Annotated in this window: 24 protein-coding genes; 3 read left to right on the top strand and 21 right to left on the bottom strand. The window is 37.4% G+C overall.

The window, feature by feature from the left end; all coding sequences use genetic code 11:
- Nucleotides 1-68 precede the first annotated feature (68 nt).
- The 6 genes from I6L31_RS16945 to I6L31_RS16920 all read right to left on the bottom strand — a co-directional run bounded on the left by I6L31_RS16945 (nt 69) and on the right by I6L31_RS16920 (nt 4,143).
- A complete protein-coding gene (locus I6L31_RS16945; RefSeq protein ID WP_005006032.1) occupies nt 69-677 on the bottom strand; it encodes a hypothetical protein in 609 nt (202 codons plus the stop codon).
- A 31-nt stretch (nt 678-708) separates the two neighbouring features.
- A complete protein-coding gene (locus I6L31_RS16940; protein ID WP_005006035.1) occupies nt 709-1,542 on the bottom strand; it encodes a hypothetical protein in 834 nt (277 codons plus the stop codon).
- A gap of 12 nt (nt 1,543-1,554) precedes the next feature.
- Complete coding sequence (locus I6L31_RS16935; RefSeq protein ID WP_005006038.1) at nt 1,555-2,196, bottom strand: hypothetical protein; 642 nt, start codon at nt 2,194-2,196, stop codon at nt 1,555-1,557.
- Between the two features lie 220 nt (nt 2,197-2,416).
- Nucleotides 2,417-2,947 (bottom strand): hypothetical protein, encoded by a 531-nt coding sequence (locus I6L31_RS16930; RefSeq protein WP_005006040.1) that lies wholly within the window; start codon nt 2,945-2,947, stop codon nt 2,417-2,419.
- Nucleotides 2,948-3,147: 200 nt separating this feature from the next.
- Nucleotides 3,148-3,636, bottom strand: a complete 489-nt coding sequence (locus I6L31_RS16925) for a hypothetical protein (RefSeq protein WP_005006043.1) — start codon at nt 3,634-3,636, stop codon at nt 3,148-3,150.
- A 72-nt stretch (nt 3,637-3,708) separates the two neighbouring features.
- Nucleotides 3,709-4,143: a DUF6573 family protein gene (locus I6L31_RS16920; protein ID WP_005006045.1), complete on the bottom strand. Its 435-nt coding sequence runs from the start codon at nt 4,141-4,143 to the stop codon at nt 3,709-3,711.
- A 151-nt stretch (nt 4,144-4,294) separates the two neighbouring features.
- Here I6L31_RS16920 and I6L31_RS16915 point away from each other — a divergent pair, with 151 nt between their 5' ends.
- The gene (locus I6L31_RS16915; protein WP_005006047.1) at nt 4,295-4,792 is read left to right on the top strand and encodes a cold shock domain-containing protein; all 498 of its coding nucleotides are present in this window, start codon (nt 4,295-4,297) and stop codon (nt 4,790-4,792) included.
- A gap of 69 nt (nt 4,793-4,861) precedes the next feature.
- On the opposite strand, the gene I6L31_RS16910 is transcribed toward I6L31_RS16915, so the two are convergent.
- From I6L31_RS16910 to I6L31_RS16870, 9 genes are all read right to left on the bottom strand, one after another.
- Entirely contained in the window at nt 4,862-5,200 is a 339-nt protein-coding gene (locus I6L31_RS16910) for a hypothetical protein (RefSeq protein ID WP_005006049.1), read from the bottom strand.
- 157 nt (nt 5,201-5,357) lie between these two features.
- Nucleotides 5,358-6,455, bottom strand: coding sequence for an adenine nucleotide alpha hydrolase family protein (locus tag I6L31_RS16905; RefSeq protein ID WP_005006051.1), 1,098 nt, complete (start codon nt 6,453-6,455; stop codon nt 5,358-5,360).
- A gap of 176 nt (nt 6,456-6,631) precedes the next feature.
- Entirely contained in the window at nt 6,632-7,108 is a 477-nt protein-coding gene (locus tag I6L31_RS16900) for a hypothetical protein (RefSeq protein WP_005006052.1), read from the bottom strand.
- Between the two features lie 72 nt (nt 7,109-7,180).
- On the bottom strand, nt 7,181-7,495 hold the full coding sequence (locus I6L31_RS16895; protein ID WP_005006055.1) for a hypothetical protein: 315 nt from the start codon (nt 7,493-7,495) through the stop codon (nt 7,181-7,183).
- 12 nt (nt 7,496-7,507) lie between these two features.
- A complete protein-coding gene (locus I6L31_RS16890) occupies nt 7,508-8,350 on the bottom strand; it encodes a hypothetical protein (RefSeq protein WP_005006057.1) in 843 nt (280 codons plus the stop codon).
- Nucleotides 8,351-8,600: 250 nt separating this feature from the next.
- Nucleotides 8,601-9,131: a hypothetical protein gene (locus I6L31_RS16885; protein ID WP_005006061.1), complete on the bottom strand. Its 531-nt coding sequence runs from the start codon at nt 9,129-9,131 to the stop codon at nt 8,601-8,603.
- A gap of 43 nt (nt 9,132-9,174) precedes the next feature.
- Complete coding sequence (locus I6L31_RS16880; protein WP_005006063.1) at nt 9,175-9,738, bottom strand: hypothetical protein; 564 nt, start codon at nt 9,736-9,738, stop codon at nt 9,175-9,177.
- Between the two features lie 144 nt (nt 9,739-9,882).
- Nucleotides 9,883-10,641: a Fic/DOC family protein gene (locus tag I6L31_RS16875; protein ID WP_005006069.1), complete on the bottom strand. Its 759-nt coding sequence runs from the start codon at nt 10,639-10,641 to the stop codon at nt 9,883-9,885.
- A 69-nt stretch (nt 10,642-10,710) separates the two neighbouring features.
- The gene (locus I6L31_RS16870) at nt 10,711-10,923 is read right to left on the bottom strand and encodes a hypothetical protein (protein WP_005006071.1); all 213 of its coding nucleotides are present in this window, start codon (nt 10,921-10,923) and stop codon (nt 10,711-10,713) included.
- Nucleotides 10,924-11,120: 197 nt separating this feature from the next.
- On the opposite strand from I6L31_RS16870, the gene I6L31_RS16865 reads away from it, so the two are divergent.
- Nucleotides 11,121-11,576 carry a hypothetical protein gene (locus I6L31_RS16865; RefSeq protein ID WP_005006073.1) on the top strand — a complete coding sequence of 152 codons (456 nt, stop codon included), beginning with the start codon at nt 11,121-11,123 and terminating at the stop codon, nt 11,574-11,576.
- Between the two features lie 104 nt (nt 11,577-11,680).
- Here I6L31_RS16865 and I6L31_RS16860 read toward each other — a convergent pair whose 3' ends face one another.
- Nucleotides 11,681-12,217: a hypothetical protein gene (locus I6L31_RS16860; protein ID WP_005006075.1), complete on the bottom strand. Its 537-nt coding sequence runs from the start codon at nt 12,215-12,217 to the stop codon at nt 11,681-11,683.
- Nucleotides 12,218-12,575: 358 nt separating this feature from the next.
- Here I6L31_RS16860 and I6L31_RS16855 point away from each other — a divergent pair, with 358 nt between their 5' ends.
- Nucleotides 12,576-12,836 (top strand): hypothetical protein, encoded by a 261-nt coding sequence (locus tag I6L31_RS16855; RefSeq protein ID WP_035272626.1) that lies wholly within the window; start codon nt 12,576-12,578, stop codon nt 12,834-12,836.
- On the opposite strand, the gene I6L31_RS16850 is transcribed toward I6L31_RS16855, so the two are convergent.
- The 5 genes from I6L31_RS16850 to I6L31_RS16830 all read right to left on the bottom strand — a co-directional run bounded on the left by I6L31_RS16850 (nt 12,828) and on the right by I6L31_RS16830 (nt 16,240).
- Nucleotides 12,828-13,322, bottom strand: coding sequence for a hypothetical protein (locus I6L31_RS16850; protein WP_005006076.1), 495 nt, complete (start codon nt 13,320-13,322; stop codon nt 12,828-12,830). The genes I6L31_RS16855 and I6L31_RS16850 overlap by 9 nt on opposite strands.
- Before the next feature lie 93 nt (nt 13,323-13,415).
- A complete protein-coding gene (locus I6L31_RS16845; protein WP_005006077.1) occupies nt 13,416-13,841 on the bottom strand; it encodes a hypothetical protein in 426 nt (141 codons plus the stop codon).
- A 41-nt stretch (nt 13,842-13,882) separates the two neighbouring features.
- Nucleotides 13,883-14,776 carry a hypothetical protein gene (locus I6L31_RS16840; RefSeq protein ID WP_005006080.1) on the bottom strand — a complete coding sequence of 298 codons (894 nt, stop codon included), beginning with the start codon at nt 14,774-14,776 and terminating at the stop codon, nt 13,883-13,885.
- On the bottom strand, nt 14,776-15,204 hold the full coding sequence (locus I6L31_RS16835; RefSeq protein ID WP_005006083.1) for a hypothetical protein: 429 nt from the start codon (nt 15,202-15,204) through the stop codon (nt 14,776-14,778). The genes I6L31_RS16840 and I6L31_RS16835 overlap by 1 nt, the downstream gene beginning before the upstream one ends.
- A 226-nt stretch (nt 15,205-15,430) precedes the next feature.
- The gene (locus I6L31_RS16830) at nt 15,431-16,240 is read right to left on the bottom strand and encodes a hypothetical protein (RefSeq protein ID WP_223213866.1); all 810 of its coding nucleotides are present in this window, start codon (nt 16,238-16,240) and stop codon (nt 15,431-15,433) included.
- Between the last annotated feature and the right edge of the window lie 115 nt (nt 16,241-16,355).

The following is a 16,355-nucleotide window of genomic DNA, read 5'->3' as shown; positions in this document are numbered from 1 at the left end:
TGTTAAAGAAAATAAATAAAAGATGGCAATAATTAATAGTTGCCATCTTTTTGAGTTCTAGTTAATGATTAAATATATTCTTCAACCGTACTGGTCATAAGTTTTTTCATCTTGTAAGGTTTGTAATGAGGAACATAACAAGGCTTGCAAACTGATTCATAGGTTTTGGTATCAGAATGATAATAAAAACGATCCAGTGGTTCATAACCGTTGCAATGATGGCAATAACGCTCAAAACCCAATGAAGTGAAGATCATCTTCTCCATAAATGCTTGTTTTTTATGTTTTGCTTTAAGTGTGGGTGAGTTTTTGACTTCACAAGAACAGATGTAATCTTGGTAATTATCTAACTCTGGTGATTCTTGGTATATACAAACAAACCGACTTAAGACATTCGGATCAAAAATATTCCATTGCTGGTCATGTTCTGAAAATAGGAAATATCCATCTGCACCTGATGGCATTTCTTTACTGTATTTCGAGTAATGGATAACATGTTTTTCCGTTGGCTCAAAGTCATTCAGGAACATTCTCAAGGTATTGATGTTCGGGAATTGGACTTTCATTAACTGTGCTTGAGTCACCAGATTGGATCTTGATTCGTAGTTCACCAGAACCATAATTTTACGGCTTTTGTCGATTCTGCCGATGATGTAATTATAGATATGATCAGACATTGTATTTTCTCCTATTCCATAGAGATCCATGTTAAGAACATGGATCATTCCCAAAAAATGCAATGAGATCGTTGCTCTGGTAGCTAAACTGCAATTCGATGTAGTCCATTTTCAGTGTGCTATCTAAGTACGGTGTAATGTCGAGTTGCACGAATGAATCAATAAATTCACTTTCTGCGCCATACGCATCTATTGAGCCTTTGAACAGCTCCAGTACATTGCATGTTACATAGTCGCCAATTTCTGATTTATGTGTCTTACATGATGGTAGGAGTGCCAAGTCATTCAGGATCACTTGAACATGAGTGCCATCATATGAGCCTTGATATAGGCTGTAATGTTTTTCAGGATTCAAGATACATTCAAGAACTAAATCAAAGTTGTTGCTGTAAGAGTTACGCATAGCGACATATACACTTTCTGCTACTGGCTTTTCGACTTTGGTGAGAGTGATTGAGTCTGAATACTCATGAGCGAACAAAATAGGGTCGTCTTCGTCTTGTTCTTCATCTGGCTCAATGTCCAGTAACGCCAAGCGTCTATCTTTGGTTTCTTGGTCGAGAATTTCCCAACCATCGATAGATAAAGTACCGCCGTCAGCAAGTTGAATGAGAACAGGGGTTTCTTTGTCCTGATCTGAATTGTCCAGAATGGTGAAGATCCCTAGTAATCGAACCCATGAAGTGATTAACTGGCAAATGGGTAGGTTTTCATTAATTTCATGGCGATTCTTGCAAGACTCGCTAAACATCGCCAGATTTTCAGGGTGATTAATATCAATATAGACATTGTGCAAAACAGCATCAGCACTGGTGTTGTTTGGTGCTTCGTAGCTCAATTCAATCAAAAAGTATTTTTTAGACATGATCAATATTCCTTAGTACAAAACTTCAGTGCCAACAACGCAATCCAAAAACCTACCTTGCAGATCAAACACAAAAAATTGTTGCAGTTCTTTTTGTGTCGAGTGGATGTTAAAAACAGGCACAATCAAGCTGTCTTTTTCAAATAGGTTATGGTTGTTAATGACGAAATCATGAGCTGAATAGCAATGACCTTGCAGATATACACCGCAACGCATCAGCTTATCTAAATCAAAAGATTGAGAGATGTAGTGAACATCTTCTGGTGCATATTCACTGGCAATATCTCGGCTATATGCAAGATTGACTTGTTTGACCAAGCTTTGTTGAAAAAAGTCGCTGTCATGCACTTCTGAACGTGCGATGTCAGTAACAACTAAAATGGGTTGTGTTTCCCAAAAAATGCTGAGTAATTGATTAAAATCAAGATGTTCAGGGAATTGAACTTTTGAAGTAATCACGCCCCAATCATCAAGGGTTAAAGATAGAAAGTTTCCGTAATGATCACGCGGAATAACCGTTAATACATTAAGGTCTTGATGCAATTCTTCGTTATACGAAAAATCAGCAAGGGAATGACCTGTATTTAATTCAGGATTCACAATAATGTTTAATGTTTTAGAACGGTTTGTAAAAAAATCAAGTACGCTTTTCATATCTTCAACTCCAAGTTTTAAGCAATTGCTTAGGTATGAATTAATTATATCTGTGAAATATCCCTTAAAAACTTTTCTCAAATTACTTATGGAACTGGCAATGAAAAATTTCAATATTTTTTTAATCAATTAAAAAACATCGTATACGTCATTAAATCTAATGGCATAAAAAAAGAGGGTAGACCTTTATTGGATCTCCCTCTATTTGTTTAATGGTTTCTTATGACAGGTTGTTTTTAAAGTACTCAATCAGTCTTAAATAAACAGTGTTCGCCATAAAATGTGAGCTATGCAGCGCATTAAAATCTGCGACATCTTCAAAACATTCAGTCAGTAATGCACTGGCGAAACCTTTATTCCATGTATTGAACTTTTCCAGTTCTGCATCTGACAGCAAATCATATTGAATCATGTCATTAATGGCTTGGTGTTGTAAATTTATCGCCACATCCATGACTTCGCCCTCAATCAATGCATGAGAATCATCAGGACTGAATCTAAATGATTCGTGAGCGTCTGCGATGGCTTGAACCTGTAACGGTGCATTGACTTCAATGCAGTAGGCTTGTGACTTATGTTGGTGAAATAAAACGACATCCAGTTCAATGTTAAAAATAAACTGCGGATCTGCTTTGGTTGCTACGCCAATCACATTGATGACGCAACTTGGTAAACCGTCATACGCTTGGGTGAAGCTTTGTAGCAAGTGGCGCACATTAGCAGTACCAGTATTAAATTTTTGTAGTTGCATTGTCGTATCTCCAAGTTTTAAGCAATGAGCTTTGATGTATTCATTATATCGGTGCATGTGGCCTGTATAACTTTTCAGTAAAAGTATTTCGGCTGATAGGCTCATGATTTCAAGTTATTTTTAATCAATTAAAAACACCGTTTACGGCCATCATCTTATGAAAGGAATAAGCTATGGGTGCTTATTCCTGGTGGGTGTGATTAGTGCGGTTCTACGTCATACGTGTTTTCATTTTCTTTAAGTCTGGCTTTTTCACGCTTCAGTCTTAAACGCTCTTGATGTTCCCTGTACAGGTTGGTGAGTTGACCGACTGGCAAATGTAGAAACTTTAGATCAATGTTTCTTACCCAGCTATTAACAGCAAACTTTTTGCTTTTTTTAACGTCTGGTATTTCGTAATGATCACCCTTGATTGCGCCTTTTACGGCATTTAACACGAGATCCGCGGTAGCTTCATTCCAGCACTTGAATAATTTAATGCCTTTAAACGCCTTATATTTAGCTGGTACTTTTTCACTGTACTTAAACAGCTCTCCAGTAGATGTCACGGCGATAAACCAGTCACAACGGACAAGCTTCATCGTTTCTATACGTTTTAATTCGTTTTTTTCTCTTTGTTGTTCTATTGCTTGCATATTTGCAAAGCCGAATAGGTCAAGGTTGTCAATTTTCATAGTAGCCATTTGCATTTTTAATACCTCTCAATGAACGTTCGGATCTCAAAAAACCTAGCATTGGTTGGTCAATGCTAGGTGTTGTGTTTATTGGTCTTCAGGCATCATAAAAGTAATGATAGGCTCACCATTCACGCCAGGCCCAACCGTAGCAATATTGGTGATTAAGGTGTCAGAAAAGGTATGCGGTGTATCTTGTAGAGCATATTTAAACTTAACGCTTTGGTCATTAAGTGCAACTGAACCACGAACGCTCATGTTCAACATATCAAAGATGGTATATCCCATTAAATCATTGATTTTTTCAGCATCAGCTTCCGTACCATTCGGAAAAATTGCTTTTGCAGCTGTCAGGTGCTTGTTATACAAGTTGCTTGTAATATAAACAGGGAACTTATAGAACTGTTTGCAATCTTTGGCATGTTCTTCTTTATCGCTAAGGCAAAGAATCACGCCCTCTTCTAAAGCGTCTTGTAAAGAAAAAACAGTGATGACTTCAGCACCAGCGAAAAAATTATTCATAATAGCTACTCCAAGTTTTAAGCAATTGCTTTTGATGTTTTAATTATAATAAATCCATAAACCTTAAAACTTTTTTTTAAAAAAAGATAGTATTTATTCAGGTTTAATAATTATAATTAATATAGCTTTTAATATATATTTGAGGTTTTAGGTGGTACTAACAGGAACAATTAAAAATTATAATATTGAGCGTGGTTTTGGTTTTATATCCACGAGTAATTTTGGTGATGTATTTTTCCATATTAAGGATTTTCAGAAAGGTGAACAGCCAATACCAGGTCGAGAGGTTTATTTCGAGGTAGTTAAAAAAGAAAATAAAAAAAGGGCAATCCATGTTTACTATTCCGACCATGAACAAACGCAAGACAAGCAAAAACCATTGCCAATATATCTATGGATAATTTTTATTAGCATAGCTATTGGGGTGGCATATCTAGGTAGCATTCAATTAAAGAAATATCTATATAAAGATAATCAAACTACAAATGCTATATATCAAAAGCCAGTAGCCTATAAATGCGATGGTCGTAAGCATTGCTCTCAAATGCGATCTAAAGAAGAAGCTGATTGGTTTGTGAAAAACTGCCCAGATACCATGATGGATGGTGACGGCGATGGCGATGCCTGTGAAAATGATTCAAGGTGGTAGTTGTATAGTTTCAGACAATAAAAAATGAGCTATTAATACTTAATTAATAACTCATTCCTTAGGTTGATTTTAGATTTCTGCCAGTGTTTTACCGTCTTGTAATTCATTAATCTGCGCCAGTGTGACAGCTTGAGCGTCATATTCTTCTGTCACATACGATACAATTTCTTCTATTGAGCATTCACCAACTACACCCCAAAGCGTAAAATTGGTATGGGTTTTTTCATTCCAGATCTGCTCAACTTGCTCTAGATCCAGATGCCCAATACTCACCAAAAGGTCATAAGCCAATGCCCAATTTTCGTAACGGCTGACAGATTCATCAATGATAGGATCATCAGACATTAAATAGGTCATCATTGCCTTAGCTTTACAGAACTTTTGCATTGTTTCGTTTAAAGTTGTCATAAACATCATCTCATATTGATTGGTTTAAAATCATTTTATGCTGACAGGTGGTGTCAAAAACTTATTCAAAAACAAAATTATTCCAAACCATTTTTAATCAATTAAAAAACATCGCTTGCGGTTTTCATCCTAAAAAGGTGCCAAATGGCACCCTAATTTACAGCGATCCACAACCCTCCTTGTTGAATGCGCCTGGTGGAACCGTCCAGTTATCCGTGAACACTGGTAGGTAATAACTTTCAATTTTGGACTGTACCAGTGCTTCCATATCCTGAATGTCGAATGGCTCAATGCGATTGCTCAGACTGACGACATCGATCTTTGAGCGACTGATCGTACAGTCAAACTTTTGTTCATAACCAGCGATCAGCTGAGCGCGTTCAGGGTAGTAGGTGCTGATGGTTGACCAGATTTTAGGACTGTTGAAGATACAGGTCATGCATGAGCTACGGCCCCAACCTAAGCGATATGGCACTGGTGGCGTAACCTTGTACTTCTCCAGTAACGCCCATACTTGCTCTTCAGTGAAGTGAAGCACGTTCTTCCACCAGTCAACGCGTCTTGCTTTCTTACCGCTTCTACGGTCGCATGGGTGCGGTTCTAGCTGGTTGTACTTACTGCGGTTTGGTGACTCTTCACGGCGTTCACCAGTGATAAAACAAATGTTCTTGCCGTCAAAACGTTCTTGGTTGTTCAATGCTCTGCGTCCGACATCGATCTTTAACGCTGAAGAACACCAGCGCGTCATGAGGCTGGCTGCTTGTTGTGGGAACTTCAAGCGTGTGCCTGGTTTACTGCGGTTGTTATCGCGTTCAAGCTTAATTAAGCCCTCTGGTGTTTCTACGAAGTGGGGTTTTGAGTAGCTGTTTTCTTTGAGCATTTCGCCAAGGAAACCGCCCTCGAGCCAACTGAAGTACAATGGTGTGTCGAATGCCTGAGCGAATGCTTTGGTATAGTTTTCCATGAACACCCAATCCATGAACGGCTGGTTTTCTTCATCAATTTTGTGGTGCCAAAGCTCAATTTTGCTTTTATCTACTCCAGCCTCCAGTAAGCGCAAATACGCTGCAATCGAATCCTTACCGCCACTTAAGCAGACAATAAAAATGTCATAGATACTTAGATCGATGTCTGGTGCTTCATGAAAAACATGCTCAGCCAGTTCTTTGTTTAGATCGGTACCAGACAGCAACTCCAGTTGCCCGGCTATTGTGGGGATGATGACTTGATCATCGTACTTATGCGCTGTATTCATTCGACTTACTCCAGATTTAAGGCTTTGTGCCTTGCTTGCTATGGATTAAGTATAGAGGGGTGTACCAGGGGAAAAACTTTTCTCAAAATTTAAAAATATCGAGATATTTTAATCAAATAAAATCCATCGTAAGCGGTTATAACGCCTAGCAAAACGGCATTGCGCCGTTTCGGTGGTTACTTATATTTTTGGATGATGCGTTCAATAAATCGAATCATTGTGTCCTTATCAATTTTGGCCTGGTCGTAATTGTCATAGCTAAACATCACCAAAGCATCTTCCTGAGTGATGCCAAAAAACTCACGTACTGCTTTCCACTGGTAAACGACTGGTACAGTGACAACAGGCGCATCTTTTAGCTCTTCATTGCTGAGTATTTTTTCATACATGAAGATTGGCCCAACAGAACCATGAAAATTGAAACCTAGATTTTGGAAATACTCGACAGACGTAGCCCAACCAATCAGGCATCCTACAATATTTTTATCTAACAATTCTTCAGTGGTGAAACCTGAAAAGAAATCGGTGTGTTGTTCTGTATGGCTTGCGTCATAATCACGCCAAATGTCGAAATCAAAGCTTTCATCAGGAATGACCTCGATCACTAGCTCAATCAGCTTTTCTAAACGCTCAACGGTCGTTGCTTTGTTCATATCTGCTCCAAGTTTTAGGCGGTGTGCCAAAAGGGGTAGCGGTACATACTGGCGCACGTACCGCTGTTGGACTTACAAATCCAGTTGAATTAAGAACAGTGGTAAAGGTGCATCACTGTCTTGTGTAATGAGCATAGGCAAGAAGAAACTAAATCCCTCAAAAAACACGCCCATGTCGTAATCATCTTGAAAATAAAAGGGCTGTGAAGTGATACTGACATTCTCAATAGCACTAATTAGTGCCTCGATGTTGGTATGTTTTGCTGTATCGATCACATACACACGAAAACCGGCTTCTGTGGTGTTCGGTATCTGTTGTACTTGCTGTGGCAAGTAAAAGCCAAGTTCGTTGATGGCACTGACGAATTGCGGATTTTCAATTTTCATGGGTAGGTTTCCTTATTGAACTACTTTTGCGTTATTTAAATTTTGCAATGCGATATGCGTTAAACGTTGATTAATGATTTCGTCATACGGCGAAATGAAATCCTCTTGCCAGTTATGCATGAGATATTCGATCGGGTATGTTTCCAGATATTCTTCTAATGCTTCATTCGGCTTAGGAACGAAAGCTAATGGCTCTTTAATGTTGTAATTGCTGGCGATGTATTCCAGTGGATCACAATCACCTGGTACGTTGACCGTAGCAATAAACTCAAGATAAGCACCATCGGGGAAAAACTTATTGAAGCAATCAACCACAACAGATATTTCACGGACTTCATCATCATTTAAAGTGAACTCACGGACTTCTTTATCCAGTGCAACAATTGAGCTAGATAACAAATGGTCAAGGTCTTGTGGACGGATGTTTACACGATCAATAACATGGTTGATATGATCAATAATCTCGTCTTTGATTGGGTCTTCAAAAGCGTAGTTGCTCTCAAAAATAATATGATCGACATCTTCATAATTGAGTCCAAAAAACTCACGTACTGCTTCAGAACCGCGATAAACAACATTTGTTTTGAGTTCTTCATAAGTGAATGGCTCACCAGTATTCGCACGGAATGGCGCATAAAGGGGAACGCCGTCAAACAACATGAAGTTAAGTCTTCTAAAAGTAGCATCAGCTGTCGCCCAACCCATGACGCAACAATCAGCATCACTAAGTAAAAGCTGAGCAAAAGTCACATTTTCGGTTTTTGAATCCGTGCGCCATTTGTCCAGATCAAAACGTTCATGTGGTACTTGCTTAATAATATTTTTTAAATGATTTAGCTTATCTAGTTGATGCATTAGAGGACTCCAAGTTTTAAGCAATTGCTTTCGATAGAGTCATTTTATTTAAAAAATACTAATGAATAACTTTATTGGAATTAATTAACCGACCTAAAACACGTAAAGGATATTTAAAATATTTTAATCAATTAAAATCATCGTATACGTTTTAAGCCATGCTTAGACAGCGTATATACCGGTCTATTTTTCTAATGCAAAAAAAAGAGTACTTAAGTTCGGACTTAAATACTCTTAATGAGTTGGCGCATTATTCCCGATTGGCTAAGTTGAAAAATAGTGAATACATTGCATTCTTAAATAACCAAAAGGTGAGGGGATTATCCGCTTCATCTTTAGACTGGTGGCGAATGATATTCCAGTTGAAATACTTTTCTGAATAGCCCATGTGAGTGACATAAGCAAAATTACGAACGTCATTTTCTGAAACGTATTGGAATGCTTGTTTAAGCTCATTTTGGGTGTTTTGTTCGCCGTCATGGTCAAAAGCATCAGCTTCTAAGATAAGTTCGCGCATGCCGACCATAGCAAGGTATATGACTGCTTCAAAGTCATAGTTCATCATGCGTAGGAAGTGTTTTTTCAAAAAGGCTTCGTCAATGTGTTCAACTTCTTTGTAATTTTTAAGTGCGCTTAGACCATGCACACCAAAGATATATTTAAGTACACGAAATTGAGCGCATAACGGCAAGTTTTCACCCTCCACATGTGAGCAAAGGGCGGTGTAGCGGTTCATGTCGATGACTGAGCTTAGAGATTGTTTTAAAGCGCCTAATAGCATTGTTATATCCTTTTTCGGGTTTTGTTTATTGTATGGTGTACGGTTAAGCAAGAAATGTGTTAACTAAATGAGTTGTGTCATGGTGTTGAGATAACTTTTCGGCATCCATGTCGTTATGTTCTTCATAGATAGTTTTTAAGGTTTTGATGGTTTCATGCATCAAGGTTTCATGATGCTCAGTATTGAATTTGAACTTGTGGCACTCTTTAGCAAGGGATACACGAACTTTGAATTTTTCTAAAAATTCGATGGTTTTATTGGTGGTGTCGCTTTCACATCCAAAGTAACAAACATTATCAATATGCAATGTGGTTGTTTTCAGCATTAATGGATTTTTATCAAACACAAAATAAGCAAAAATGCAGTTTTCACGACTGTTGTAAGTAATGTAAGACTTCTCAACATTAATTGCGTCCACTGATTTAAACCAAACAACGCCATCGTCATAGGTTTCAGCATGGCTTGAGAAAAGCATATAAATTAAGGTGTCGATAATTTCTGCGGTGCTGTTGCCGATAATTAAATGATTCAGACTTGAATCACTTCCGTTTGTAAATTGGTATTGAGCGACCACTTTATTTGCAAATTGATGTGCTGCGTTATTCATTATTCATCTCCAAGTTTCGGACAATATTTTCCTAAGGTTTTATTTTAATCTGAGTCACTTCATTATAAATTTTTCTCAAAAAAAAGATTCTTTTTTCAAGAATCTTTTAATCAATTAAAAGCTATCGTATACAGATTAATCTAATTATCCGTAACTCGGTGAATCATCATCATTTGATTTATCCTGGTCATTTTCCTGTTCTTGCTCTTGTTCTTCCGTATTTTCAAGCTTCAGGACTAGATCGTATGGTTCAATGATATTGTCCATGACTTTTAAAAGGTAAGAGAGGTCTTGTTCCATCGGTTCTAGGTTTTCATAGTTTTCACCGACATAAAGCTCTTGATCTGTCAGTGAACGTTTAAACGCATAGTTCCAATCTGATACGGCGACCTTGCTATATACCATGGTGTAACCAGCATCATTCGCCAGCTGGTTCATCATCAGTTTAGCAGCGCGACCGTTACCCTCTTCAAAAGGGTGAGCTTCATTTAACTTGGCATAAAGCTGAGTGAACTCTTGCACAAACTGGTCTTTGTCCAAACCTTTCAGGTGGTCTTTTTCTTTAACCGCCTGTGAGAACTTATTCAGTTCATCAGGGATCAGGTTTTTATCTAGGAAATGACCGATTTCATAATTACCGTTCGGGTCGATCGCACGTTTAGAAATGTCGTCCAGACGCACTTCTCCAGCCCAATCGTAAATATGCTCAAAGATTTTTTCATGGATTTTAGAGAGGTGGTCGAGATCGTAATTGCCACGTAACGGCGAAATTTCCATTTTCGCTATTCGATGTTCCGTGATTTCTTTTTCCAGTGCCTTTTTATAGTCGCCTTGCGCTTGGCAACTGGTAGGTTGAGATAAGATGTCTTTCGCATCTAAATAAAACTCAAGTTTATCGTCCATATTGTTCTACTTATGAGTGATTGGGTTTGGTAATCCGCTGTAAGCTAGATTAGGTTGTATTCGCGATGATTAGGCTTTGTTTTTAAGTGCATTCCATTTCTTCATCAATGCAGCTTCTTCCTCGTCAAATGTTGTTTGACCAGTTGCTAAGCGCTCCATACGTGCGTTTGATGATGCTTCACATGCTTTAACAATGTGAGGGGAGAACTCTTGAGCTACATTGCCTTGAGCAGAACGGTATGCAGCACGTACACGGTCTTCGTATTTTACTTCTTCAGACATATCGGTTTCCTGTATCAACAATCTGTAAATTACAATAATTGTAACCCCAAACAAGGGGGCGATTCTTGCTAAATTGCGTATAAACAATCTTATTGGTATATACCGATTAACAAAATCAAATAAGATTAAAATTCCAAAAAAATCAAATATCGTATATTAAGTATATAATTTAAGTATATACAGGAAAGTCGTTAAACATGAACGTATTCAAAACACTAAAACTATCTGCAGTTGCAATAATCTCAGTGTCTATGTCGTGCGCTGTTTTAGCTAATAGTTCTTTAAATAACCTGAATACAAACAGCTTAAAATCTGCTGTTGCGCTTTCTCCTACTGCTGAAAACAAACGTAAAGTTGAGCGTTTACTTAACACTAAAACACCGTACCAGATTGAAACTGGTGCGGTACTTAAAAAAGTGAAGTATTCAAAACACTTTAATATGAACGTTCAGATGTCTAGCAAAACTGCAGATAAATACTCTTCTGATGAAACTGACTCTTTAAACCGCTTTGTGAATGAAAAGATTCATCCGTTTTATTGCTCTGTATTCGCCAATGCTCCAGTTAAACCAGATCTGTATGTAGACATCGTGGACAATCAGGGTAAATCATTCTTTGGAAGTGCTGAGCGTTATTCAGATACTTGCCAATAGTTTCAAGCGCTAAATATTACATAGATCTGTTAACGCCGTTTTAGGCAAAAACAAATAGACCGCTTAATTGCGGTTTATTTGTTTTTATACTGACACCTAAAACCTTATGGAAAGGTCTTAGGTAGCACCGCTGTATAGCCTACGATCTTGCGTATTTTGATCTGCATATCAAGATGCAACGGCTGTACTGTCAAACGATTGAAGTAAGACTTAATCTCGCGCATCCACGCATGGAAACGATCATCGCAATGACGCATAAGCTTCTTAAGGTGATTGCGGTCAGCTTCTTGTAAGAAACTGAGTTCGCTGTCGATTGACCAAAGATCAATATCCTGATCATCTATACATAACAAGTACTGCGTATCAACGACCAATGAAGATACCAACTTGCCTTGGTCTTGCTTGTAGATCAGCTCAAAATTAACTTGTGCATCTAAAGCGCCGTCGATGTTTTCGATTTGAATGTCACGGCGTAAACGTACTGGTAGCTCCAGCAGTACAGTATTCTTATTTGACTGGTAATAATCAGCACGGACTTGGCTATCCCATGCAATATTTTCTAACATAAAATTTTGAAAAGAGGTGAGAGAATCTTCTTGTAGACCGACAACTTTTGTTTTAGATAAGATTTCAAAGTTCATATAATTTCTCCAAATGGTGAGCATTGAGCTCATACATTCATTATATTTCACTGTACATTTTTAAAACTTTTTTCAAAAAATATAGATTGTTTTAATGCTGTCCACTTTTACATTACATAGACAAGGGCAAAAAATCTAATTAAACTGACCTTGAATAAGAAATGCGTTCAAGTGTTTTGTGTTTTTTTATTCACCTTTCAATTTTAAAGAGCCAGGCGTTTTGCGTCTGGTTCTTTGCTTTCTGGTATATACCAAGCACATTTTGGTAATGTGCATTGACCAATCTCAATCATAAAGTTTCAGTTTTAAACCTTATTTATCGCTACGATTAAGCCAGTTGCTAGATGGGCTTTAAGATATGAATGCATCAAGTACAATAGCTTTAATGGCTGTATCTATTGGTTTTCCAGTGGTATTAAACTTTGACTTTGCTTTTACTTATTTAATTGGTTTTACCTTATTCGCCTGCACGATCGGTTTAATGTTTATGATTGTGTTTTTTGTTTATAACAGTGCTGTGACGGAAAAGATTAGCGCAATAATTAAAAGGATGTTCTTTTTTGCTGGTTATTGCGCTTGTGTATTAGGTGCGGTTTTCCTTACAAGATGTCTAGTTTAGTACGTTAATGTTTAATGCATATTTGCTAAATAAGTAATACCCAAACATACAGATCGCTAATGTAATTACCGTCACTTTACGCGTTGAGTTCACAACTTCAGCACTGTCTTTCTTGCTATTAAAAATACCAACTTTGATCAACTTAAACACTGAGTCTAAAAGGGTGATTGCAAACCACGTTCCTAAAAAGTAAATTGCCATGGTCAAATATTCCTGTTTGTGCAACACATACTTATATAAATAGACCTGTGTAGTGACCACAATTAATGAAAATGAAGCGCCATAGTGCAAGGTTTTGACGGCATTGCGATGTTGTTTTTCATTGTTGATGTTAATCGCTGCGTTGATAAAACAAAAAATTGCCAATTGTCCAATGATGACGACAATCCCCATTGCAAATAATTGGATGTTAAGACCATAAGCCTTTTTCACTAAAATTACGGCGCTTGCAAACGCAAGGAACATTAAATATATGAGATATGGCATGATTTTCTTGGTATGAAGCGATGATATTGGATGATTCTAGGCTAAGGTTCAAAAAAAAAGAAGTATGCTGGTCGCAACATACTTCCGATCTGATCAGGCTTCTACGTTCTGATTGATATAGTTTTTGTAGGCTAACTTCACTTCACTTAAAAGGGCTTCTTTCAAAACACCTTTGTCTTTTATCGTTGGATTGTGCAAACCAAGTGACGCACGGCGCTGTTGAGTGGTGTTTTTATTGGCATCTGTTACCCAAACTGAGTCGATATAATCATCAACTAAAGCATGCAATTCGTTTGGTTTTACTGCATTGTCTAAATTGGAAAGTATAGCCTTATTGTTTACGATCGCTAAACTTTCATCATATTCTCGATAGCTTGTACGTAAAGTATTCTTAAAATGAAGCAATTGATCTTCAATTTTTAATTTACCGCCATCAAGCTCGATGTCGATTACAAATGTCGTGATTTTAGATGATAGACCTAAAACACCAACTGATTTAACGCGAACAATAGTATCCATAACAACTCCAAGGTTTTGAGCAATGAGCTCAGGTAAAACGGTTAAACTTTTGTGAGATCTGCTTCAATATCTATCAGCAATTCTTTTACTGCTTTCATGTGTGGCAATAAAGTATAGGTGTTCATTTCGCTATTAAATGCACCAGCTTCAAGTTGTACACCAGCAATAAACGGCTCATTGATTAAGTTGTTGCCAATGAGATGACTTAAGCAAGCCTGTACCAGTTCGTTATTTTCTTCAGACTTAACCAGTAGGGGATACAAAACCACGAGTATTGGTAAATCACAAAACTCCATGTTGTTTGCATCAAGTAGCTGTTTAAGTGCATCCTTAATATCTTCGTTGAGAACCAACAGTTCTAAACCTTTTTTCATGTCTTTATAGGCGTTATCAATGGTCACTTCGGAAAAGTAAAACCAATCGCGCTGGTCATCGAGCATGAAGCTATCTAATGCAGCGATTTTCTGTAAGATCTGCAATTGTTCAGGGTTGAACGTGCGAATCGCTGTTCCATTGATTTTATGCTGTAACAACAGCTTTAACGCCGTTTGCGCTTGATCGTTTAACTGCTGTACTTCTTGATTGAAGAAGTTGCATAACTGATTCGACAGATCTACAAAGATAGAATTGTCATAGCAATCAGGTACCACGTTTTGAGTGGATAGCAACATAAAGCCATTTTCTGACAGCTCAGGATTCATATAGATACAAAGATTATGATCTTCGGTCAGCTCTGCAAAACCTTTTAAAGTGGTATATGCAATTTCATGATCAGGCAATTCAATACCAGCATGGATATTAATGTGGAAGCTTGGGCTTTGGTCGCCGTGGTCTTGATCTGCAGTACTGATCATAGATAACAGGGTTTCCAAAAGCGCCATATTCTTACGAATAGGCGCCATAGCTTCATTAATTAAGATAAAGCTACTATTCATTAAAGTGCCTCCAAGAATAGTGAACCCACAATATCAGTATTGAGTGGGTTAATTTCAATGAATTCGACCAGCTCCAGCGCTTTATCAAGTGTGAGTTCCTTAACGCGGAAATCAAAAAGCGTATCCTCGCCAACGCCATCAATCACACCATATGAAGACATCAACTCTTCCAATTCAGGGATATTTTGATAATTTTCTTCAGCCAAGTTTTCCAAGGTCAAAAGGGCATTATCTACATGTGATTTGAACATGTGGGCAAGGAAGAAAGCCAAACGGTTCTCATGAGGTGCACGAATGAAGAAATACTCACTATGCTCGTCATCGTTAGAATCCTGGCGTGACGCTTTAACCAAAAACAAAGGTAAATTGTCAGTACCGCCGTGAACTTCGTTAAAATCGATCGGGCAAAAATTAGGGTTTAAATTCATGAGCTTTCTCCAAATTTTAAGCTATTTGCTTGATTAGGTTTCATTATATTAAGAATATGAACGGATAAAGTTTTTTTAAAAAATACTTATTTAAGCATCAAGAAAGAATTAATAATGACGAGCGCCATTGCAGCGCTAAAAATAAAAAACCTTTTTTAATCAATTAAAAAACATCGTTTACGTTTTTAAGCTCAACTTTAAGAGATTTCTCTCTTAAAGGCTTGGTTTATTCAAAAGTGTTGGTGTATAAGTCGGTTTTAATGAGGTTTAATACATACTGGCATTCAGTCAGTAGATTTGCATATTCATCATCAAAGCATTGTTCTTCTTCAAGCATGATTTCTATATTTAAAGGTTCAACCACTGTGTAAGGCTCTTTAACGCCAGTTTCTTTATAATTTGAAATAATGACCTGAATTGCTCCAGATGCAAAGTCACCCTCAAGCGTGTGGCTATAGTAGAAACGGTTTCTAATATCGCTGTGATTACTGTCGATTAGTTCTAAAGCTGTACCAAACTTGTAGGTAGTCAGTAATTCTATAACGTCTTGGGCGAACACTGTGTTTAATGAGTCGTCAGTTTTTAAATTGAACGCAATGTCTTTAAACCTTTTTAAGATTTCTTGCTCTTTAGACTCGTTAAAGTCTTTGAAATATTCGTCAAACTTATGCTCACCATGACTCGACAAAAGTTTATGGTGGTAGTTGTATTCGTCTACCACGGTCAACAGGTCAAGTTTTTGCAATAACTCAAACTCGTCTTTTGTAATTTCTTTAAAACCCAAAACGTAAAAAGAATCACCGCTGATTTCCCAAGAGTCATAGCGAGTTTTAAAATCATGTTCTTCTAATAAGGTTTTAATGTCTTCAAGTTCTTCACTCTCATAGCTTGAATACTTAAACAGGGTGTAATTAACAAATGCCATCAAAGCTGGCACTTCTGAAATTTTCTTAGAGACATATAAGCCGATATTAAAATCACAAATACGGATACCAATTGGTAGTGCTGATGTTTCGTTAATCGCAAGATTCATCATGAGATACTTGTACATATTAATTTACCTAACAGGTTGAATGTATTTTTAGTTTAATGGATTTAAAGTGGGAATAATTTTTGCTTAAAAATTAGAATAGCCATGGAATAAGTTGAAT

This window comes from Acinetobacter septicus (assembly GCF_019355975.1).
Lineage (GTDB): Bacteria > Pseudomonadota > Gammaproteobacteria > Pseudomonadales > Moraxellaceae > Acinetobacter > Acinetobacter ursingii.
The sequence above is the reverse complement of the archived record's forward strand: the minus strand, read 5'-3'. Positions and strand labels throughout refer to the sequence as shown.

What these genes read in the sequence shown, in the direction of transcription:
- I6L31_RS16945 (WP_005006032.1), bottom strand. Translation starts at nt 677, where the DNA reads ATGTCTGATCATATCTATAATTACATCATCGGCAGAATCGACAAAAGC.
- I6L31_RS16940 (WP_005006035.1), bottom strand. Translation starts at nt 1,542, where the DNA reads ATGTCTAAAAAATACTTTTTGATTGAATTGAGCTACGAAGCACCAAAC.
- I6L31_RS16935 (WP_005006038.1), bottom strand. Translation starts at nt 2,196, where the DNA reads ATGAAAAGCGTACTTGATTTTTTTACAAACCGTTCTAAAACATTAAAC.
- I6L31_RS16930 (WP_005006040.1), bottom strand. Translation starts at nt 2,947, where the DNA reads ATGCAACTACAAAAATTTAATACTGGTACTGCTAATGTGCGCCACTTG.
- I6L31_RS16925 (WP_005006043.1), bottom strand. Translation starts at nt 3,636, where the DNA reads ATGCAAATGGCTACTATGAAAATTGACAACCTTGACCTATTCGGCTTT.
- I6L31_RS16920 (WP_005006045.1), bottom strand. Translation starts at nt 4,143, where the DNA reads ATGAATAATTTTTTCGCTGGTGCTGAAGTCATCACTGTTTTTTCTTTA.
- I6L31_RS16910 (WP_005006049.1), bottom strand. Translation starts at nt 5,200, where the DNA reads ATGACAACTTTAAACGAAACAATGCAAAAGTTCTGTAAAGCTAAGGCA.
- I6L31_RS16905 (WP_005006051.1), bottom strand. Translation starts at nt 6,455, where the DNA reads ATGAATACAGCGCATAAGTACGATGATCAAGTCATCATCCCCACAATA.
- I6L31_RS16900 (WP_005006052.1), bottom strand. Translation starts at nt 7,108, where the DNA reads ATGAACAAAGCAACGACCGTTGAGCGTTTAGAAAAGCTGATTGAGCTA.
- I6L31_RS16895 (WP_005006055.1), bottom strand. Translation starts at nt 7,495, where the DNA reads ATGAAAATTGAAAATCCGCAATTCGTCAGTGCCATCAACGAACTTGGC.
- I6L31_RS16890 (WP_005006057.1), bottom strand. Translation starts at nt 8,350, where the DNA reads ATGCATCAACTAGATAAGCTAAATCATTTAAAAAATATTATTAAGCAA.
- I6L31_RS16885 (WP_005006061.1), bottom strand. Translation starts at nt 9,131, where the DNA reads ATGCTATTAGGCGCTTTAAAACAATCTCTAAGCTCAGTCATCGACATG.
- I6L31_RS16880 (WP_005006063.1), bottom strand. Translation starts at nt 9,738, where the DNA reads ATGAATAACGCAGCACATCAATTTGCAAATAAAGTGGTCGCTCAATAC.
- I6L31_RS16875 (WP_005006069.1), bottom strand. Translation starts at nt 10,641, where the DNA reads ATGGACGATAAACTTGAGTTTTATTTAGATGCGAAAGACATCTTATCT.
- I6L31_RS16870 (WP_005006071.1), bottom strand. Translation starts at nt 10,923, where the DNA reads ATGTCTGAAGAAGTAAAATACGAAGACCGTGTACGTGCTGCATACCGT.
- I6L31_RS16865 (WP_005006073.1), top strand. Translation starts at nt 11,121, where the DNA reads ATGAACGTATTCAAAACACTAAAACTATCTGCAGTTGCAATAATCTCA.
- I6L31_RS16860 (WP_005006075.1), bottom strand. Translation starts at nt 12,217, where the DNA reads ATGAACTTTGAAATCTTATCTAAAACAAAAGTTGTCGGTCTACAAGAA.
- I6L31_RS16855 (WP_035272626.1), top strand. Translation starts at nt 12,576, where the DNA reads ATGAATGCATCAAGTACAATAGCTTTAATGGCTGTATCTATTGGTTTT.
- I6L31_RS16850 (WP_005006076.1), bottom strand. Translation starts at nt 13,322, where the DNA reads ATGCCATATCTCATATATTTAATGTTCCTTGCGTTTGCAAGCGCCGTA.
- I6L31_RS16845 (WP_005006077.1), bottom strand. Translation starts at nt 13,841, where the DNA reads ATGGATACTATTGTTCGCGTTAAATCAGTTGGTGTTTTAGGTCTATCA.
- I6L31_RS16840 (WP_005006080.1), bottom strand. Translation starts at nt 14,776, where the DNA reads ATGAATAGTAGCTTTATCTTAATTAATGAAGCTATGGCGCCTATTCGT.
- I6L31_RS16835 (WP_005006083.1), bottom strand. Translation starts at nt 15,204, where the DNA reads ATGAATTTAAACCCTAATTTTTGCCCGATCGATTTTAACGAAGTTCAC.
- I6L31_RS16830 (WP_223213866.1), bottom strand. Translation starts at nt 16,240, where the DNA reads ATGATGAATCTTGCGATTAACGAAACATCAGCACTACCAATTGGTATC.